General features: G+C 35.4%; 23 protein-coding genes. 1 reads left to right on the forward strand and 22 read right to left on the reverse strand.

Translation table 11 applies throughout. From position 1 onward, the window contains the following. Positions 1 to 34: 34 nt before the first annotated feature. Positions 35 to 1,330 carry a DUF512 domain-containing protein gene (locus ACS3UD_RS07095; protein ID WP_308137141.1) on the reverse strand — a complete coding sequence of 432 codons (1,296 nt, stop codon included), beginning with the start codon at positions 1,328 to 1,330 and terminating at the stop codon, positions 35 to 37. A 218-nt stretch (positions 1,331 to 1,548) separates the two neighbouring features. Here ACS3UD_RS07095 and ACS3UD_RS07100 point away from each other — a divergent pair, with 218 nt between their 5' ends. Continuing rightward, positions 1,549 to 3,243: a M3 family oligoendopeptidase gene (locus tag ACS3UD_RS07100; protein WP_308137140.1), complete on the forward strand. Its 1,695-nt coding sequence runs from the start codon at positions 1,549 to 1,551 to the stop codon at positions 3,241 to 3,243. A gap of 68 nt (positions 3,244 to 3,311) precedes the next feature. On the opposite strand, the gene ACS3UD_RS07105 is transcribed toward ACS3UD_RS07100, so the two are convergent. The 21 genes from ACS3UD_RS07105 to ACS3UD_RS07205 form a co-directional block, all read right to left on the reverse strand. Beyond that, positions 3,312 to 3,482: a 4Fe-4S binding protein gene (locus tag ACS3UD_RS07105; RefSeq protein WP_213925203.1), complete on the reverse strand. Its 171-nt coding sequence runs from the start codon at positions 3,480 to 3,482 to the stop codon at positions 3,312 to 3,314. Positions 3,483 to 3,612: 130 nt separating this feature from the next. Continuing rightward, positions 3,613 to 4,494: a PSP1 domain-containing protein gene (locus ACS3UD_RS07110; protein ID WP_213925204.1), complete on the reverse strand. Its 882-nt coding sequence runs from the start codon at positions 4,492 to 4,494 to the stop codon at positions 3,613 to 3,615. Further along, positions 4,491 to 5,471 carry a DNA polymerase III subunit delta' gene (gene holB, locus ACS3UD_RS07115; RefSeq protein WP_308137139.1) on the reverse strand — a complete coding sequence of 327 codons (981 nt, stop codon included), beginning with the start codon at positions 5,469 to 5,471 and terminating at the stop codon, positions 4,491 to 4,493. Before holB ends, ACS3UD_RS07110 begins: the two co-directional genes overlap by 4 nt. An 8-nt stretch (positions 5,472 to 5,479) precedes the next feature. Further along, a complete protein-coding gene (locus tag ACS3UD_RS07120; RefSeq protein ID WP_213925206.1) occupies positions 5,480 to 5,812 on the reverse strand; it encodes a cyclic-di-AMP receptor in 333 nt (110 codons plus the stop codon). Positions 5,813 to 5,823: 11 nt separating this feature from the next. Then, complete coding sequence (gene tmk / locus ACS3UD_RS07125) at positions 5,824 to 6,435, reverse strand: dTMP kinase (protein ID WP_308137138.1); 612 nt, start codon at positions 6,433 to 6,435, stop codon at positions 5,824 to 5,826. Further along, entirely contained in the window at positions 6,432 to 7,862 is a 1,431-nt protein-coding gene (locus ACS3UD_RS07130; RefSeq protein ID WP_213925208.1) for an aminotransferase class I/II-fold pyridoxal phosphate-dependent enzyme, read from the reverse strand. Before ACS3UD_RS07130 ends, tmk begins: the two co-directional genes overlap by 4 nt. 107 nt (positions 7,863 to 7,969) lie before the next feature. Next, entirely contained in the window at positions 7,970 to 8,101 is a 132-nt protein-coding gene (locus tag ACS3UD_RS07135) for a hypothetical protein (RefSeq protein WP_308137137.1), read from the reverse strand. A gap of 203 nt (positions 8,102 to 8,304) precedes the next feature. Next, positions 8,305 to 8,574 carry a pro-sigmaK processing inhibitor BofA family protein gene (locus ACS3UD_RS07140; RefSeq protein WP_213925209.1) on the reverse strand — a complete coding sequence of 90 codons (270 nt, stop codon included), beginning with the start codon at positions 8,572 to 8,574 and terminating at the stop codon, positions 8,305 to 8,307. Positions 8,575 to 8,688: 114 nt separating this feature from the next. Then, positions 8,689 to 9,324 (reverse strand): FUSC family protein, encoded by a 636-nt coding sequence (locus ACS3UD_RS07145; RefSeq protein WP_308137136.1) that lies wholly within the window; start codon positions 9,322 to 9,324, stop codon positions 8,689 to 8,691. A 136-nt stretch (positions 9,325 to 9,460) separates the two neighbouring features. Continuing rightward, the gene (locus ACS3UD_RS07150; RefSeq protein WP_308137135.1) at positions 9,461 to 10,936 is read right to left on the reverse strand and encodes a nicotinate phosphoribosyltransferase; all 1,476 of its coding nucleotides are present in this window, start codon (positions 10,934 to 10,936) and stop codon (positions 9,461 to 9,463) included. Positions 10,937 to 10,949: 13 nt separating this feature from the next. Beyond that, the gene (locus tag ACS3UD_RS07155) at positions 10,950 to 11,588 is read right to left on the reverse strand and encodes an isochorismatase family cysteine hydrolase (protein WP_308137134.1); all 639 of its coding nucleotides are present in this window, start codon (positions 11,586 to 11,588) and stop codon (positions 10,950 to 10,952) included. Between the two features lie 140 nt (positions 11,589 to 11,728). Further along, entirely contained in the window at positions 11,729 to 12,535 is an 807-nt protein-coding gene (locus ACS3UD_RS07160) for an RnfABCDGE type electron transport complex subunit B (RefSeq protein ID WP_308137133.1), read from the reverse strand. 12 nt (positions 12,536 to 12,547) lie between these two features. Further along, positions 12,548 to 13,123 carry an electron transport complex subunit RsxA gene (rsxA, locus tag ACS3UD_RS07165; RefSeq protein ID WP_308137132.1) on the reverse strand — a complete coding sequence of 192 codons (576 nt, stop codon included), beginning with the start codon at positions 13,121 to 13,123 and terminating at the stop codon, positions 12,548 to 12,550. A gap of 12 nt (positions 13,124 to 13,135) precedes the next feature. Continuing rightward, positions 13,136 to 13,732, reverse strand: coding sequence for an electron transport complex subunit RsxE (rsxE, locus tag ACS3UD_RS07170; protein WP_308137131.1), 597 nt, complete (start codon positions 13,730 to 13,732; stop codon positions 13,136 to 13,138). Positions 13,733 to 13,741: 9 nt separating this feature from the next. Next, entirely contained in the window at positions 13,742 to 14,308 is a 567-nt protein-coding gene (locus ACS3UD_RS07175; protein ID WP_308137130.1) for an RnfABCDGE type electron transport complex subunit G, read from the reverse strand. Then, entirely contained in the window at positions 14,298 to 15,245 is a 948-nt protein-coding gene (locus ACS3UD_RS07180) for an RnfABCDGE type electron transport complex subunit D (protein ID WP_308137129.1), read from the reverse strand. The genes ACS3UD_RS07175 and ACS3UD_RS07180 overlap by 11 nt, the downstream gene beginning before the upstream one ends. 12 nt (positions 15,246 to 15,257) lie before the next feature. Then, entirely contained in the window at positions 15,258 to 16,589 is a 1,332-nt protein-coding gene (rsxC, locus tag ACS3UD_RS07185) for an electron transport complex subunit RsxC (protein WP_308137128.1), read from the reverse strand. A 182-nt stretch (positions 16,590 to 16,771) separates the two neighbouring features. Continuing rightward, positions 16,772 to 17,317: an ATP-binding protein gene (locus tag ACS3UD_RS07190; RefSeq protein ID WP_308137127.1), complete on the reverse strand. Its 546-nt coding sequence runs from the start codon at positions 17,315 to 17,317 to the stop codon at positions 16,772 to 16,774. Then, positions 17,314 to 18,039, reverse strand: a complete 726-nt coding sequence (locus ACS3UD_RS07195) for a PHP domain-containing protein (RefSeq protein ID WP_308137126.1) — start codon at positions 18,037 to 18,039, stop codon at positions 17,314 to 17,316. Before ACS3UD_RS07195 ends, ACS3UD_RS07190 begins: the two co-directional genes overlap by 4 nt. Further along, entirely contained in the window at positions 18,036 to 18,368 is a 333-nt protein-coding gene (locus ACS3UD_RS07200; RefSeq protein WP_308137125.1) for a serine kinase, read from the reverse strand. The genes ACS3UD_RS07195 and ACS3UD_RS07200 overlap by 4 nt, the downstream gene beginning before the upstream one ends. After that, on the reverse strand, positions 18,365 to 19,621 hold the full coding sequence (locus tag ACS3UD_RS07205; RefSeq protein ID WP_308137124.1) for a [Fe-Fe] hydrogenase large subunit C-terminal domain-containing protein: 1,257 nt from the start codon (positions 19,619 to 19,621) through the stop codon (positions 18,365 to 18,367). Before ACS3UD_RS07205 ends, ACS3UD_RS07200 begins: the two co-directional genes overlap by 4 nt. Between the last annotated feature and the right edge of the window lie 4 nt (positions 19,622 to 19,625).

Genomic DNA, 19,625 nt, shown 5'->3' on the forward strand with positions numbered 1-19,625 from the left:
ATTTACTCCTTCTGATATGCTGTCAATAATGCTGCTACCTTGTAATAAGGTTTAACAGCATTTCACCATCTACATCGCAGACCGAAATATTTGTATTTAATTCTTTTTTCAAATCTTCAATTGTTAAGTCATCCAACATGACATTATTATCGTTTATCATATTTCTCGGAAGGATTAGATTCTTATAATTTTTATCCTTCATCTGATTTATGATATCCGTACCCGTTGTTAATCCGGATACAGTTATTTTCCCGCCAAAAAAATTGTTTATAACTTTAACCACATTAATTTTAAGCGATATTTTTTTCATTATCTTTTCGGATAATTCCACCATAAGCTCGTACGCTGCATCTCCCGTCACAAAAGTAATCTCTTTTTCGGTAGGCTCAAAACCTGCATAATCATCTAATAATACCTCTACCTGATGTTTGAACAGCCTGCTCATGCCTATTCCATTTTCTAGTTGATCGAACTCTTCATAGGCATCATACTTCGGGAAATCTCTTTCGCTTGTAATATAAAATTCATCTGCGATAAATATAAATCTCGTTCCCAGCTTTTGATATAATTTATCTTGTATACGAGACACCTGATTTACCACTTCTTCTGCACTTGCTTTGTCAAAAGGAATGATCTCAGTCAGTCTGTCTCTGTATCTTGTAAGCCCCACAGGTACAACTGCAACACTTCTTAGCCCCGGGTGGAGAGATGATAAATCATCGATAGTTTTTTCAAGCTGCTTCCCGTCATTTACGCCTCTTACCAGCACGATCTGACAGTCCACGGTTATTCCCGCATCTATAAGTTTTTTGAGATATTCCAGAACATCAATATGTTTATTGTTGCCCATCATATATTTTCTCAATTCAGGATCGGTTGTATGCACCGATACCTTAATAGGGCTTATTTTGTACTTTATTATTCTTTCTATCTCTTCGTCTTTTAAATTGGTCAATGTTATAAAATTTCCATAAAGAAATGACAGCCTTGTATCATCATCTTTAACATAGAGTGTTTTACGCATTCCTTTGGGCAGCTGATCTATAAAGCAAAAAATGCATTTGTTTGAGCACACCTTTATGTTGTCCATAAGAGAATTTTCAAATACTATCCCTATATCCTCGTCATATTCCTTTTCGATTTCAAGCTCCCAAATCTCCCCATCGGGCTTTTTTATTTCAAACAATATATTTTCGTCTGATATCTGGTATTTATAATCTATATAATCCTTAACCGGACAATTGTTCACCGAAACAAGCTCATCTCCCGGTTCAAGCTCCATTTCCTCAGCAATCGAATTTTTTAAAACTTTAACTATTATGTTCTTCATTAGCTTTTCCTTTATACGCAATTACTTCACGGACATTATAACATATCTGTTTTATGAACTGCAATTTATTTTTTAACAATATAGATTTGTTGAATTTAAATCTCTTGTACACCTTTATTAAAATTTTTCTTTATTTGTATTTTTATGGCTTTTTGGTATAATAATAATATCGGAAATTTTTACTAATTTTCGAAATCAAAAAATTGTTGAGGTGAACTATGAAATTCAACGAATATGAATACAAACGACCTGATTATGACAGCATTAAGGCCAAATACACTGAATTAATAGAACTGTTTAACAGATCAAACAGCTCTGACGAACAGTATGAATATGTACAAAAAATTAATAAGCTTCAGAAAGATGTCGAAACAATGGCTCAACTGGTTATGATAAGAAACTCCATTAACACTTCGGATGAATTCTATGATAGAGAAAATGAATACATTGATATGATTTCTCCAAAACTTCACGGATTAAGAGTCGAATTTTACAAAGCACTTTTGAATTCAAAATTTAAAGATGATCTAAAGGAAAAAACTAAGCCCCAGCTTTTTACTTTAGCTGAAATTGAAATCAGAACATTTTCAGATGAGGTTGTTCCTTTAATGCAAGAAGAAAACAAGCTGGTAAGCGAATACTCTAAATTAGTTTCCTCCGCACAAATAAGCTATGATGGCAAATTGCTTAACCTGTCCCAATTGCAGCCATACATGGAATCCACAAACAGAGCAACAAGAAAAGAAGCTTCTGAAAAATGGAGCAGCTTTTTTATGGAAAACGAATCAAAGTTTGATATTATTTATGATAAAATGGTAAAGGTGAGAAATGAAATTGCTCACAAGCTTGGTTTCAAAAACTTTGTAGAGCTGGGATACCTAAGAATGGGAAGATCTGATTACAATGCCCATGATGTTGCTGACTTCAGAGACCATGTCCTTAAGTATATTGTACCTATTTCAAATGGTTTAAGAGAAAAGCAAAGGATACGAATAGGAGTAGACAAATTAAAGTATTATGATATTCCTTTGAACTTCATGACAGGAAACCCTGCACCCAAAGGAAATAAGGAATGGATAATGACAAGAGCTAAGAAAATGTATGAAGAATTATCTCCTGAAACGGGTGAATTTATAAACATGATGCTGGAAAGAGATTTGTTTGACCTTGAAACAAAGCCGAATAAGCAAGCCGGAGGCTACTGCACATTCCTGCACAACTTCAAGTCACCGTTTATTTTCGCAAATTTTAATGGAACTCAGGATGATGTAACAGTTGTTACCCACGAAGCCGGTCACGCTTTTCAAACTTATGAGAGCAGATTTTTAGATTCTCCGGAGTTTGGCTTTCCTACTTCGGAAGCATGTGAAATTCATTCCATGAGCATGGAATTTATCACATGGCCTTGGATGAAGCTTTTCTTTAAAGATGCTACTGATAAGTTTAAATTTTTCCACCTTGCGGATTCATTGATGTTTATCCCCTATGGAGTTACGGTAGATGAATTCCAGCATGTTATTTATGAGAATCCTGATATGACTCCTGATGAAAGAAAAAAAGCATGGAGAGATATAGAAAAGAAATACACTCCGTACAAAGACTATGACGACAACAGATTCTTAGACAAGGGAACTTTTTGGTTTAAGCAGGGTCATATTTTTAACGGACCGTTTTATTACATCGACTATACGCTTGCCCAAATATGCGCCTACCAGTTCTGGATAAAATTCAATGATGACAGAAAAAAGGCATGGGATGATTATATGAACATATGCAAAGTTGGAGGCAGCCAGTCTTTTCTTGAAATACTAAAAACCGGCAATTTGAAAAGTCCTTTTGATGAGGGTACTATCAGAAGTATCACAAATCATATAAAGGATTACCTTGACGGTATTGATGATACAAAACTATAAAAGTTAAATCTCGCAGAATTTAGGATTAATAAAAAAAGCCGTAATAGGCTTTTTTTACTTAAATATTATTAATCCTGTTGAGGAGCTTCTACCGGACATACGCTAGCACATGCTCCGCAATCAATGCAAGTTGATGAATCGATCTGGTATTTATCATCACCAGCTGAAATTGCGCCTACTGGGCATTCTGGTTCGCATGCGCCACAGCTTATACATGCATCAGTAATTTTATAAGACATTAGATTTCACCTCCCCCAATATCATCATTTATCATTTTAACACTATTTGTCCGCATTGAAAAGAACTTTTTATCTAAAAATACAAATATTTTAGAATGTGCAAAAAACCGGCACAAATGCCGGTTTCATATTAGTCTTCCAATTCCTTTAATTGTTCAAAATCCACATCTTCCTTTTTATGCTTGATTGCTCCTTCTTCCACAACCTTAAGGTCAGATCCGTTTATTTCTTCTGCTTCATACGTTCCGTCAGGCTTGTGTATGTTGACCTTGGCAGTTTTGAATAATGGATTTACATCAATTACTATACCGTTTTTGTTAGTTCCCTTGACCAAAACTCTATCTCCCACATCCGGAAGCTCTTTTATATTTTCCTCATACACTTCATGCTCATAGTTTAAACAGCACATAAGCCTAGAGCATATACCTGATATTTTTGCTGGGTTAAGAGACAATTTCTGCTCCTTGGCCATTTTAATAGATACGGGATAAAATTCTCCTAAGAATGATGAACAACACAGTGGCCTTCCACATGGACCTAGCCCGCCTATCATTTTAGCCTCATCTCGAACTCCAATCTGTCTCAATTCAATTCTTGTTCTGAATATTGAAGCTAAATCCTTTACAAGCTCCCTAAAATCAATTCTTCCATCTGCGGTAAAATAGAATATTACTTTGTTGTTATCAAATGTGTATTCTATATCAACCAGCTTCATTTCCAGTCCGTGAGCTTCAATTTTTTTAAAGCACAAATCAAAGGCTGTTTTTTCCTTGTCCTTGTTTTCCTGATTTAGTTTTATGTCTTCATCGGTTGCTATTCTTAAAACTTTTTTTAAAGGCTGAACAATATCTTCTTCCTTCACAAGCTTAGGCCCTACTACAACCTGACCAAACTCAATTCCTCTTACTGTTTCTACTATTACATTGTCACCTTCGTTTATCCATTTCCTATCAGGATCAAAATAGTATATTTTCCCTGCCTTTTTAAACCTTACGCCTACTACTTTTATCATTTAAAGACCTCCTGAATCTTTAAAAGCATATTATCTATTGCAAGCTTATAGTTAACATTGCTCTTTATATTATCACATGTATACTGCATTTGTTCTATTAAATCTGTATTTCTTTTCATAATGCCGGAGTGAATTTCAGCAAGCTGAATGAAGTCCTTATTGATTACAAGATCAATCATGCCGTTTTGAACAAACATAATGTCTCTTATCCACACCATTATTATTTCAACAATTATATCTATATTATCTTTATTTTCTTCAAAGTAATTTTCTAATTCATAAATAATACCGGAATCTGAATTTACAATCTTGTCAAACAGCTTAATTATATCTTCTCTCTGCCTAAGTGTTCCGTCATTACCCTTGACCATTTCAATTGCTTTTTTCAGCACGCCTTTTGAATATTCTGACGCTAGTCCGGAAAGTTCCTCTGACGCCCCACAGTTTTTAATTAAAAATTCCTTAATCTTATCCTTGCTCATGCTTCTAAACTTCAGCATCTGGCATCTGGATACGATTGTAGGCAGCAATAAATTTGAATTTGTTGTTAAAAGTATTATAACAGAATCCTCTGGGGGTTCTTCCAGTGTTTTTAAAAATGTATTGGCTGCCTGAGTTGTCATTTGATGAACGTCTTTAATTATAAAAACCTTTTTACTCGATTCATAAGGTTTTTTATATACCGATTCTATAAGATTATCTATTTCTTCCCTTTTGATTGTTGTTTCGCCGCTGTTGATTACATGAATATCAGGATGGTTGTTTGAGTTAAACTTGACGCAGCTGGAGCATTTATTGCATGGTTCTGATGTAAAATTTTCACAGAATAAAGACTGGGCAAATATCAAAGCTGTTTCATACTTGCCCATGCCTTTTGTTCCTTCGAATATATAGCAGTGGGATATTTGGTTGTTATTTATCGCCTTTGCCAGCGATTTCATTATTTCTTCCTGGACTATTGCCTGGTCGTAAAACATTCTATCACCTAAATCTTCTCAAATCGCTCAATATTTGTTACAAAAACAACCGCTCCTCCAACTGTTACTTCGATTGTTTGAGGCAAATATCCTCCTACTGTGCTAAATGAACTGGGAGGTATAGCTGCCGTAATTTTCTTTTTTGATTTGCATATTTTTCTGATTATCTCTATTTCCTCATCAACCTTGTCATCTTCAACCAACGAAATTATTGTTGTGTTTCCGGAGCTTAAAAAGCCACCGGTTGACGACATCTTTGTGGATGAAAAACCATTTTCTCTCAATGCTGATATCAGTTTATTGGCATCATCATTTTGAACTATGGCAGTTATTGACTTCATAACAATTCCTCCTATATTGAATTTATTATTTCTTTTATATCTCTAAAAATTTCATTAATAGTCCGTTCAGCGTTAATTGTTTTAATTTCAGGGAAGAGAGGCTTAAGTTTGCCATATCCTCTGTATACTTTCTCATGGAATGAAATATCCTCATTCTCAAGTCTGTCTCCTCCGTTAATACGCCTTTTCCGTCTCAAACCCTTCTCAGGATTTACATCCAAAAACAACACTTTATCAGGTACAAGTCCTGCAATGGCAAAGTCATTGATTTTTTTCACTTCTTCAATTCCGATGCCTCTTCCAATCCCCTGGTAAACAAGGCTGGAATAAACGTATCTTTCGCTTATTACAATTTTACCTTCTTCAAGCCATGGCTTTATTTTTTCGGCAACCAGTTGTGCTCTTGCCGCAGCGTAAAGAAGAGCTTCTGTTCTGTAATCCATTTCTGTATTATTGTTATCCAAAATTATGTTTCTTACCTTTTCGCCTATTTCAGTTCCGCCAGGTTCTCTGGTAAATTCTATTTCTCTTCCATTTCCCCTGTAGTACTCACCTATTTTTTTTGCCATTGTACTTTTGCCTGAACCGTCCGGGCCTTCTAATACTATAAATATTCCTTTCATTTAACAACTCTCACTTGATAATTTTTGTCAACACCGTTAACATTAATGCTGTTTTCAAGCATGACTTTTACATAATCAACGGTGTCCTGTATAATTATTTCACCCGGGCAAACCAAAGGAATTCCCGGAGGATAAGGTATTATGAATTCAGCAGCAGTTCTCCCTATTGCATCATCCATATTTACCAGCTCGTTAACAGCATAAAAAGCCTTACGCATTTTTCTTTCGTGTTGCAACTGCGGGAAAGGTTCTATTTCAATGATTTCTCTCTTTTCCTTGCTCTTGCTTTCTTCAAGATAAATTTCCTTAACCGCGTCAAACAGTCTATCTATATCTACAATTTCATCAGTTGCCGTAATATATCCTACAGTATATTGCAAGTCTGCAAATTCCATCTGAATCTTATACTTATATCTAAGAATCTCTTGCAGCTCTGTACCTGTTATACCTAGTTCACTCATGCTGATTACGGCTCTCGTAGCGTCAAAATCATAACATCCTTCACCTATGAGAAAATCATCTTCTAACACATTGATTCCCATATTTCTTAGCTCAAGGGTTCTTCTCTTAAACACCTCGATATTTCTTTTTAGTCTTTCTTCCCCATGCTGATTCATCCAGTGCACAGCATTTTCTATTGATGCCATGAGCACATACGAAGGAGAAGTAGTTTGAAGCATTCTAAGCATTGACTCAATATTGCTTGTATCTACTCTGTCAGAACATACGTGTAAAATCGACCCTTGTGTTAAACACGGAAGTGTTTTATGTGTGCTTTGTGTAACAATGTCAGCTCCTGAACTTTCAGCTGACGGCGGAAGCATATCCTTGCAAAAATGCAAGTGTGATCCATGAGCTTCATCAATCATAAGGATTTTACCATACTTGTGAACTATTTCAGCTGCTTTTTTAATATCAAAGCAAATACCGTAAAATGTAGGGTATGTTAATACTACCATCTTTACATCCGGATTATCAGCCAGCATTTGTTCCAGTTTTTCCAAGCTGATGCTGAAATTCAAGCCATGTTTCTTATTAAATTCCGGATATAAATAATATAACTTTAAATCTCCTAATATACAAGCATTATAAACGGATTTGTGACAGTCTCGCTGCACAATTATCTTATCTCCGGGGTTAGTACATGCCATTATGGCCGATATAATTCCACAGGATGTCCCGTTAACGACCATGTATGATTTTTTAGAGCCATAGGATTCCGATATATAATCCAAGGCATCTTTCAAAAAACCTGTCGGGTAATGTAAATTATCTGTACCTAAAGTTTCTGTGATGTCATAAAAATTAAGCCTGTTTCCTATCTCGTTCAATATACCGTCTTTACCCTTGTGACCCGGCATATGAAAATTTGTATCTACCTCGCTTCGATACTGCTGGATCCCCGAAATAATATTAAGTTTCTTCATTGTTTATCTCCCGTTAAATATTGATACTTGAATAAATCAGAACTATGTTCCTGACTCATTGTTGTATATTGGGATTAGTACTCATCTCCTTCTTCATAATATTGCTGTCATTTAATAGTATTGTTATTTCTCTTTCTTGCAATGCTTTTAGTGGTGTGCACGGTCTCTACAACCAGCACAACCATTATTGATAATATCATGGCTACGATAGAAAAAAGAACAATGTATTCAATCCACATAATGCACCCTCTGTTATAATAATAAAAACGCTGTGAGTATCTTACAAAAAAGCTGCCCTTTGCATTTTTCCTTTTATATACACCATAGTATATAAAAATTAATAAGCGTTAATTCTATTATATAACAGCAACAATTTCTTGTCCAACAAAACTTCTTTATGCATTAAAATATCTTCAAATTTTAAGTATAAATATATTATTTGCTAAATCAGAAATTTTAGCAGCAATAATGCAATAAAACCGGGTATTCCTAAAATTCCCAGCATCAATGCGGTAAATATGTTCACTCCTATAAATATCCCCGTGAATTTTCCGAAAAAATTAAATATTATCAAAAATAATGCACCTAAAAATGAATTTAATATCAATCTGCCTAAAATTTTGAACGGTTTCACAAAAATCCATGATAACATAAAGATTAACATGACTCCGGCTGAATATGCCAGAACAATTCCTACATCTGCTATTCCCACGAGACAACCTCCTATTTACCTTTTTCTAAATTTTATGAAGTTGTCCTTGTTTTTATGCTTCATGATAACAAAACATACATTACATTAATGAGGTCCTGTTGTCAATAATTAATTTTAATTTGCATCAACTTTTTCGTTGATTTCAATATGAGGAGTAGAATTTTCTTCAGAGTTTATGCTTAATTCTTCCGATAATTTATCCGTCTTTTCAAGAAATGTTTTATTTCTTGCACCAGAATTATCACCAGATAGGTTAAATTTCAGCACTTTTTTTAGTCTATCGGGTAATAACATATATTTGTTAACCAAAAGAGCAATTAAAATTCCAAGCGTGGTGTCGAGCACTCTGTTAAATGTGTACATAACATAGCTGTCCTCATGCCCCTTGGTTACTAGAATAATAAGATAAACAACAGAGCAAATTACTACGGACTGCCGCATATCAATAGAAACGCATATCTCAATTAATACAATAATTCCCAGCGGTATAATAAATATTAAAAGTTCATCACGGCCGAGGGATGTGACAATGAACAATATAATAATACCTGCTACACCTCCGATTACTGTACCGATGATTCTCTCAATACCCTTTTTGAATGAATTTACAATTGTGTTCTGCATGCATATAACTGCAGCAATACAAGCATAAATTGAGCTTTCTCTGTTTACAAACTCGAAAAGCAGCAAACACATAAACACAGCCGTAGCTGTTTTAATGTTTCGCATTCCTATACTAGGGATTTTCATAACTACCTCCGTTTGCTATGTACTATAATTCCTACCCTATAATCAACCCATAAATCATATATTTCAAACACTTATATTGAAACTGTATTATAAAAATAAAGCCTTTCGGTTTACCCGAAAGGCTTTGTCTTCTATTTTAAGAAAAATTAGCCGGATCCTTAAAACTGAACTGGCTTATTAAATCCTGTTTGCAGTTCCAGAGTTCAGGAGAAAGATCCACATAATAACTATGAGGGTTAATAAACCTCTTGACTTCATTCCACAAGTTTGAAACCTCTTTCAGACAGTACTCTCTTATCTCATCCAGTGTAGGACTCTTATACACACATTCTCCTTTTATAAATATAGGTACCTGAAGGTTTTTTGCATAAAAGTCTTTAATTTTTTTCTTCTTCCATACATGTATTTCATCAAATATGGTATAGGGCTTTGTATCATCAATAGTTTCATGTGACAGACACACAACATCAGCAATAGGATTGTTTTTCTTTCTGTCATATAATCTCCAAACTCTCTTATAGCCAGGATTAGTTATCTTTTCTTCATTTTCAGATAATTTAATTTTAGGAATAATTTGTCCTTCATTCTCTATTGCCACAAGCTTGTATACACATCCAAATACAGGTTCGGATTTAGCTGTAATAAGTCTTTCTCCCACACCAAAGGAATCAATTTTTGCCCCTTGATCCAGTAAATCGGTTATTATAAACTCATCCAGACTGTTTGAAGCAACGATACCGCAATCTGTAAGCCCAGCTTCATCCAGCATTTCTCTGCACTTTTTACTCAAATAAGCAATATCACCTGAATCAATACGTACACCTTTCAGTCTCTTGCCCATTGGCTCAAGAATTTCTCTTGAAACCTTAATAGCATTTGGAATTCCACTTTTTATAACATTATATGTGTCTACCAACAATGTACAACTATCCGGATAATTCTCCGCATAAGCTTTAAATGATTCGTATTCGTTTTCAAACATTTGAACCCAAGAATGTGCCATTGTCCCAAGTGCCGGAACGCCAAACATTTCGTCAGCCAGCGTAGTTGCAGTCCCTGCAACACCTCCAATGTATGCGGCCCTTCCGCCATATATTGCACCATCATATCCCTGGCTTCTTCTCGCTCCAAATTCCATTATAGGCCTGCCCTTGGCAGATCTCACAATTCTGTTCGCCTTTGTTGCTATAAGGCTCTGATGATTAATTGTTAAAAGCATCATCGTTTCTATAAGCTGCGCATCTATAGTCTTGGCTCTTACTGTAATCAGCGGCTCTCCCGGGAAAACCGGAGTGCCCTCAGGTATTGCATAAATATCTCCGGAAAACTTAAAGTCCCTCAAATATTGTAAAAATTCTTCTTTAAACAAATTCTTATTTCTTAAAAAATCGATATCATCATCAGTAAACTTTAACTCTTTTATATATTCTATAACCTGCTCCAGCCCAGCAACTATAGAAAAGCCTGCTCCATCAGGGTTTTTTCTAAAAAACATATCAAAATAAACAATTTCATCTTTCATCCCGCTTGAAAAATATCCATTAGCCATCGTAAGTTCGTAAAAATCCATAAGCATGGATAATTTCCTGTCACTAAAATTATTGTGGTACATCAGTATTCTCCTGCTAAATTATTTTTTCTACTATTTCTATTCCACTGTTATGCATATTGTAAAGAGCAAACAAATTCATAAGATACCCGTCGTGAGCTCCACCATCATAAGTCTGCACACAATTCATAGGAATTATTACTCTTTTATTTTTATTTATTTCATTAAAATATGATTTTAAGCTTAATGCAAACTGCAAAACACAGATATCAGTAACACATCCTGTAATAATATAGTTATCAACTTCTTCTTCATTATTCGCAAGCCACTCTTTAAATATAGCGCTGTGAAACCCATTTGTGCTGTTCTTCTCTGCATATACGGTTTCAACCCCCTTGGAATCTTCATTGTCTAGTTCCTGTATCAGAGCAGCTTCCTCTGTTCCGGACACACAATGAGGCGGAAAATATCTAAACTCCTGGGAATCATTTTCATGACTGTCTAAAAAAAATATTTTTCTATAACCACTTGTTTTCTTATTCAACTCTGCAATATTATCTACAATCGATGCTACGCGGGGCGATGATAATGCTCCTGAATAAACAAATCCTACTACCATATCCATTACAAACAGGGCTGTTTTCTTCTTTCCCAGAGATTCCAAATCCAATGTCGTCCCTCTTAACTCCTGTTCCATTTTCTTAGCTGCATCCATAAAATCATCCTCTATAAATTTAATTTTTTTACAATCAACATATATTATAATTCGATAACCAAATTTTGTCAAAGTTAATTAATCCTGTAATATATTTTACAAAAATAAAAACCGTGACAGCACGGTTTTTATTTTTACTTTTATTTATTTTCTAATATTGTTAAATCACCTTGTATTGCTTTTGTAGGACATTTCTGTACGCAGACCATGCAATGTGTACATTTGTCGTAATCAACTTTTGCAAGGTTATCAACAACGTGTATGGCATCGAAAGCACAGTTCTTTTCACAGATTTTGCAGCCGATACAGCCTACCTTACACACATCCTTAACCGCTTTTCCAAAGTCTTTGTTGTTGCATCCAACAACCACATTATTCTTGTACGGCACAAATTCTATTACCGATTTCGGACATTCCGCTACACATTTACCGCATGCTGTACATTTTTCTTTATCTATTACTGCTATCCCGTCAACTATCTTAATAGCATCAAAGTCACAGACAGCAACACAGTTTCCAAATCCCAGGCATCCTCTGCTGCAGGATTTCGGTCCGCCCTGCACCGCAGCAGCAGCCTTACAGTCTCTTACACCGTCATATTCATATTTTTTAACAGCTACGCTGTCACAGCCCTGACACAAAACATGTGCGACCATCTTTTCTGTTTCTTCTGCCGATGTTCCCATAATAGCAGCTATCTGCTGATGCTTTTCACTGCTTGCCACAGGACAACCATTTACAGGTGCTTTTCCTTCAGCTATTGCAGCTGCCATACCGTCACACCCGGGAAAACCGCATGCACCGCAGTTTGCACCAGGAAGAATGTTTCTTATATCAATAATTTTCTGATCAACATCCACATGGAAAATTTTAGAGGCTACTGCCAATAATCCTCCGGATAGGACGCCTAATCCAGCTAATACTCCAATTGCCTTTACTATAACCATAATCTATTCCTCCTAAAGTTTTAATCCTGAGAATCCAAGGAATGCAATAGACATCAAACCTGCCGCCACTAAAGCAATCGGTGAACCTTTTAAGCAACCAGGAACATCTGCAGAATCAACTTTTTCTCTGACTCCCGCAAATAATACAATAGCCAATAAAAATCCTCCCGATGTACCGATGGAATATATCAATGCCTGAATAAAATTGTACTCATATCCAAAGTTATTGATAGCAACACCAAGAACCGCACAGTTTGTTGTGATTAACGGCAAATAAACGCCAAGTGCCTGATATAAACCAGGACTTGATTTCTTTAAGAACATTTCAACAAACTGAACCAATGAAGCTATAACCAATATAAAGACTATCGTCTGCAAATATTCAAGTCCAAATCTATCTAAAACAGCTGTCTGAATAATATAAGTTATTATTGATGACAGAGTTATAACAAATATAACTGCAATACCCATGCCTGCAGCAGTATCAATTTTTTTGGAAACTCCTAGGAAGGGACAAACTCCCAAGAACTGCATAAATATAATGTTATTTACTATAAATGATGAAATAAATATACTAACTAAATCCATTTAATATACCTCCTATGCTTTCTTTTTTCTTGTCAAGAAGTTAACAAGACCTATTAGCAAGCCTAATGCAATGAACGCTCCAGGAGGCTGAACCATCATCATCATAGGTTCATAACTTTCTCCCATAACTTGTATTCCTAACAAAGTACCGTTACCTATAAGCTCTCTTATAGCACTTAATACAACTACTGCGAATGTATATCCCATACCCATTCCTAAACCATCTATTATTGAATCAACGATGCCATTTTTAGAAGCAAATGATTCAGCTCTTCCAAGTATAATACAGTTAACAACAATAAGTGGTATAAATACACCAAGAGACTTATACAAATCATACGTGTACGCATGCATAAATAAATCTATTATTGTTACAAAAGTTGCTATTACTATTATAAATGCAGGTATACGAACCTCATCGGGTATAACTTTTCTTAAAAGTGATATAACAAAGTTTGATCCTATTAATACTACAGTAACGGCAACACCCATACCTATTCCATTCATAACCGATGTGGTTATTGCAAGTACAGAACACATTCCAAGCAGCTGAACAAAAACAGGGTTTTCTTTAATAAAACCGTTTGTTAATATTTTTCTCTTGTCCATCTCTACCTCCTATTTATTTACATATTGATTATAAACACTGATTGCATTATTCAAGGCGCTTGTAAATGAAACAGAAGATTTTGTAACACCTGTTATTGCATCATAATCTGTTATTTCGGTACTTGCGTCTTTTCCGATAAACTGGCTTTGGAATTCAGGTTCTGTTGTTCTTGAACCAAGTCCTGAAGTTTCCTGATGAGATAAAACGCTCATACCAGAAATTTTACCGTCTGCGAAACCTACGAATAATTCCATATCTCCACCGTATCCTGCAACAGTGCTCAATGTTTTCACAACGTATCCCATCTGATTGCCGGAATCATCAACCGCAACATATAAATCTTCAAATTTTGTGTTCTCTGATTTAATTGTTTCAACAATCGCCTGATCTTCATATGGTTCAAACATTGTAGAACCAGGCATAACAGCCTCAAGAACCGCAGGATCCATACTTGCTTTTAATTCAGCCTCAGCAATTTTATCCTTTGTAAAATCATTTACAAATGCAAGAACACCGCCTGCTATAGCGCAGATTAAGCATAATACTCCACCGAGTTTAAATATATTATTTTTCATTTTTACCTCCTGCAACTCCAAATACATTAGGGGTAACGTACTTATTAATTAAAGGAGTGATAACATTCATTAGAAGTATTGAATAAGAGACTCCTTCAGGGTATCCGCCGATTTTTCTTATTAAAATCGTAAGAGCACCCGCTCCTACTGCATAAATAATTTTACCTTTATCTGTAATAGGGCTTGTTGCATAGTCTGTAGCCATAAAGAAAGCACCAAGCATCAGTCCGCCTCCGAACAAATGATACAAAGCCATGCTTCCGCCGTCAAATATCAGTGCTAAAACCGCAACAGTTCCTATATAAAATACAGGGATAATCCATTTAATAGTTCCTCTGTATATTAAGTATAAGCCGCCTAGTATTATTAATATTGCTGATGTCTCTCCAATGCAGCCCGGGATGTTTCCAAGAAGCATATCAAAAATTGAAGGTAACTGTCCTGTTGAACCACCTTTAATCAATGTTAAAGGAGTGGCAGCAGAAACAGCGTCAGTAACAGGATCTATAAATCCGCCTGTCATATGAGTTGACCAAGATGACATCAAAAATGCTCTTCCAGCTAATGCTGGGTTTACTATATTGAACCCTATTCCTCCAAAAATCTGTTTTACTATTGCAATAGCAAAAACAGATCCCATAACAGGCAACCACCATGGTGCTGATGCGGGTATGTTGAATGCTAATAATATTCCTGTTACAACCGCACTTAAATCACCAATTGAAACCGATTTTTTCATTAATTTGTTACATATATATTCTGTTATAACTGCTGATATAACTGAAGCCACCACTAATACAACTGAATTAAATCCAAAATAAAATACACTTGCTACTAATGCCGGCAGCATTGCAATAATTACGTCCAGCATTAAACCTTGAGTTGTTTCATTCGATCTAATATGAGGTGACGATGAAGCAATTAATTTGTTTTCCATCTGTATTTCCTCCTATTTTACCTTTCTACGTCTTGCTAAAATTTCTTTTTTTGCAACAGATATAGTTTCTTTCAACGGTCTTTTTGACGGACATATGTAAGAGCATCCGCCGCATTCTATACAATCTGCAGCATGGAACTCATCAGCAGCATCAAAATTCTTTTGAATAGAATATCTACTGATTTTATATGGCTGAAGGTGAACAGGACATGCTTCCAAACATCTTCCGCACATAATACAGTTGGATGGTTCCCCAAGATCTGCCTCTTTTTTGCTGAACGCAAGAATTCCTGAAGTGCCTTTTATAACGGATACTTCATCTGTAAATTGTGCAAATCCCATCATAGGTCCGCCACTTATAAGCTTCCCAGGTTCTTCCTTATATCCTCCGCATTGTTCAATTACATCTTTGTAAGAAGTACCTATTCTAACATAAAGGTTCTTTGGATTTTGAACCGCACTTCCTGATACAGTAACAACTCTTTGTATCAAAGGCATGCCTGTTTTAAAAATATTGCCTATTGTAGCAACAGTGCCGACATTTTCAACCACGCATCCAACTTCCATAGGAAGTCCGCCTGATGGTACTATCCTTCCTGTTATGGCATTAATTATTCTCTTTTCGTCTCCCTGAGGGTACTTTATTTCCAATGGAGCAACTTCTATGCCTTCCTGTCCTTCAACTGCCTTCTGAATTATTTCTATTGCATCAGGTTTGTTCTTTTCAATTCCGATAAAGCATTTATCAACACCAAGAGCCTTCATTATTGCTTTAACACCCAATAATACAAGCTCAGGTTTTTCAAGCATTATTCTATGGTCGGCAGTTAAATAAGGCTCACATTCTGCGCCGTTAACAAGTAAAACATCAATTGGCTTGTCTTTTGGAGGACTTAATTTAATGTGAGTAGGGAATGTTGCCCCTCCCATACCTGCCATACCGCCTTCTTTGATTATTGATAAGATTTCTTCTTTTGTAAGGTCTTCAATGTTTCCTTTCGGTTGAACAGATTCATAAACCTCAAAATTGCCGTCTGATTCTATTACGATGCAATTAACTTTAGAACCGTTCGGCACATAATGCTGCTCAATTTTTTTAACTGTTCCTGATACGCTGGAATGTACCGGTACTGACATAAAGGCTTTTGATTCGCCTATTTTTTGTCCAACTTTTACCGTATCTCCCACAGCAACTAATGGGTCGCATGGTGCTCCTATATGCTGTGATAAAGGTATAACAACAACTTTAGGATCAACTGCATTCTCAATTGGCACATTTTGTGTTAGCGTCTTGTTTGTGGGTGGGTGGACTCCGCCCTTAAATGTAAACAATTTTGTGCTCATATTTTCACCTCTTGTTTTAATGTTTTATATAAGTGATATATAAAAGTTATTTAATAATCAAACAAATCGATTATATCAGATAATCGACAACTTTTAAACACCTTTTTTGATTATTTTTTTAATTATTATTTAAATTTCTAATTATTTAAAACAATTATTATCGATTTGCTCCGTTTTCCTTGTTAAATAATAGATATACTTTTTATATTTTCATTAACATACTCTTTAACCCAGAGTAAGATTTTACCGCTCTTTATGCTGGCACCGTCAAGCACTTCTCTCACTTCAGTAGTGTTCAAGGAAAATGTTCCCTCGTCGGTCTTATGATTGTATATTAATTCACATTCTTCGAGGCTATTGACTATTGTCATAATTGTGTCACCCATATTTCCAAGGGGCGCTCTATCTATATTATTTCTTTCAAAACAGCATTTAATTACTGTCCCCTTACCTATTTCCGAATTTATTTCCATGCTTCCGTTGCATCTTTCACATGCTTCCTTCAGCATTGGTATGCCCAGCCCCACCTTTCTTGTTGTCCTGGTAGTAAAAAACGGATCAGTTACAAGCTTAGCTGTTTCACTGCTCATACCTATTCCGTTATCCTTTATTGTAATTATTAAACAATTATTTTTAATGCTGTCGTATATATTGATTTCTATTAATGTTGCTCCGGCTTTAATGCTGTTCATTACAATGTCAAGTATGTGCATTGATATTTCTTTCATGATCCCTCCGTACCGCAGTCATTTAACAAACTGTTTATAAAAAGGTATTTGTAAATCTCATCTGCATTGTTAAGCTCAATACTGTTTACTGCCTCTGATATATCCGTTAAATAATGTGCATCTGAATTTTTTATGATGTTGTATTTTTTTATAACTTTTTCATTTATTTCCGATTTAGAGTGAATTTCCACAAAATTGATTTTAAGTCCTGGAGGGATAAACCCAAGTATACCCAGGACACTGTTAGATTTTTTATTTATATGAGCAGGAATCATTGTTCCACAATGTTTATGAGCTAAAGAACACACTTCTTCAAGCGAATAGCCTGAAGCACTCAGCAAAAGCTTATCCAAAGTTCCCGTTACTTCATCTTTGTTGTTGTAAATATTCTGCTGCCCAAAAATTGATGGAATGTTTTTTATATCCGGAAGAGAATCATATATTAGTCTTCCGAAGTCCATCGCCCTATCAAGTTTCATGAAATAGCAAAGAGCATGTACTTCTTCCTTTGTAGTAACCTCAATACCCGGTATAAATTTAATTCCTCTATTGTCACACAATTGTAAAAACGAAGGAAGATTTTCAGTAGTGTTGTGGTCTGTTACTGAAATAATATTTAATCCTTTTATATATGACATGTTTACAATATTGCTTGGAGTCATATCTTCGCTTGCACATGGCGACAAATCAGAATGGATATGCAAGTCATAATAATATTTCATTTTATTCCCATGCTTTGCAGCCTGCATGCTGTTTCATAGGCGCTTTCTTTCGATTTATACAGAGGAATTCCGTGTTCCTTTGCCTTTTCAATTGTTTCCTGCTCAACCTCCATGTCCTCAACTACAATAATGCAGGACAAATCCAGCAGTTCAGCAACAGCTACTATGTTAACATGTGTTTGAATTGTTATCCATGCATAGTTCATTTTTGCCTTTGACATCACTATGCTAAGCAAGTCACCTATATATACTCCTTCTATTTCAATATCGTCTTTTGAATCATATAACTGATATAAATCCATTTTTTTTGCAAAATCTATAATTTTCATCTTCCCTCCTCAGTTATTTTGTTGGCTCTCAACACTACACAATTATAAAGAGTTGATTCATTATTATATATATCCTCTGCATGAGCATAACAGGTTGGCGCTCCACATGAGCCACAGTCCAAACCGGGAAGTTTATCATATATTTCTTTTATTTTTTCTCTTTTGATAATTGCTTCCTTCATATTAAATTTCCCTTGGTTTTCTTCCGGCTTAAGAGAAAATTTAAAGACCCCAGACTCATACATTTCATCAAATTCATCAAGTTCTTCTATTATGCTCTCATCTTTTGTGTTTCCCAAAATATAATTAATATTGCTTTGGGCTATAAACGGATTTATTACATTGAACGTCCCTCCTACGCACCCCTGAACACAAGCAAGTGTCTCAACATAATCAACATTAGTAAGATTTCCATTTTCTACTTCGTCAAGAATCTGAATTATGTTTTCCATCCCGTTTACGGCAATATAATTTGTAAGCCCAGCTGATTCCGATTGACCTCCCGATACAGCCCATTTTGTACCGTTCAGTGAAGGATGTGAGCATAATCCGTTGTCACCCTTAACCAATTCTCTGTATAATTCTCCGTAAATAGTATTAAGAGGTATAACCCAATCCACATACGGCTTGTAATCACCAACAGGATCCGTTACCGCAAGCAGCTTGGCCGGGCATGGTGAAAGGTAAAACACACCGATTTCGTCATCTTTCAGGTCCAGTTTCTTTTTTGCTTTTTCTCTGGCAAGCATTGCTGCAATTACCATTGGCTCCTTTATCAAAATCAAATGATCCATTAACGAAGGATATCTGTTTTTTATTAATCTTACCACTGCAGGACAGTTTGTAGAAATAAATGGCCTTATTTTTTCTTCATTAATTTTTCTTTTTATGGCCATTCCTACCATTTCAGCCGCCCAGCTGGCATCATATACAGAATCAAATCCCAGTTTTAGTATGGAATTCTGAACCTTACATATATCAGTTCCTTTGGGAAACTGTCCGTATAGCGGTGTGGATGAAATTGCAATTTTATGTTTATATGATGAAAAATGCATTTCTTCGTACCATTCAATTGGCTCAGGCGTATACGCATTATATGGACAAACCTTTATGCATTCGCCACAGTGTATGCATTTGTCATTATTTATGAAAGCTTTTCCATCCACCAGCCTTATAGCTTGTGTTGGACATCTCTTGATGCAGTTTGTACAGCATTTACATTTATCCTTATCAAACATTATTGAAAAATTCATGTTT

The sequence above is a fragment of the Sedimentibacter sp. LTW-03 genome (assembly GCF_052059825.1).
Classification (GTDB): Bacteria; Bacillota; Clostridia; order Tissierellales; family Sedimentibacteraceae; genus Sedimentibacter.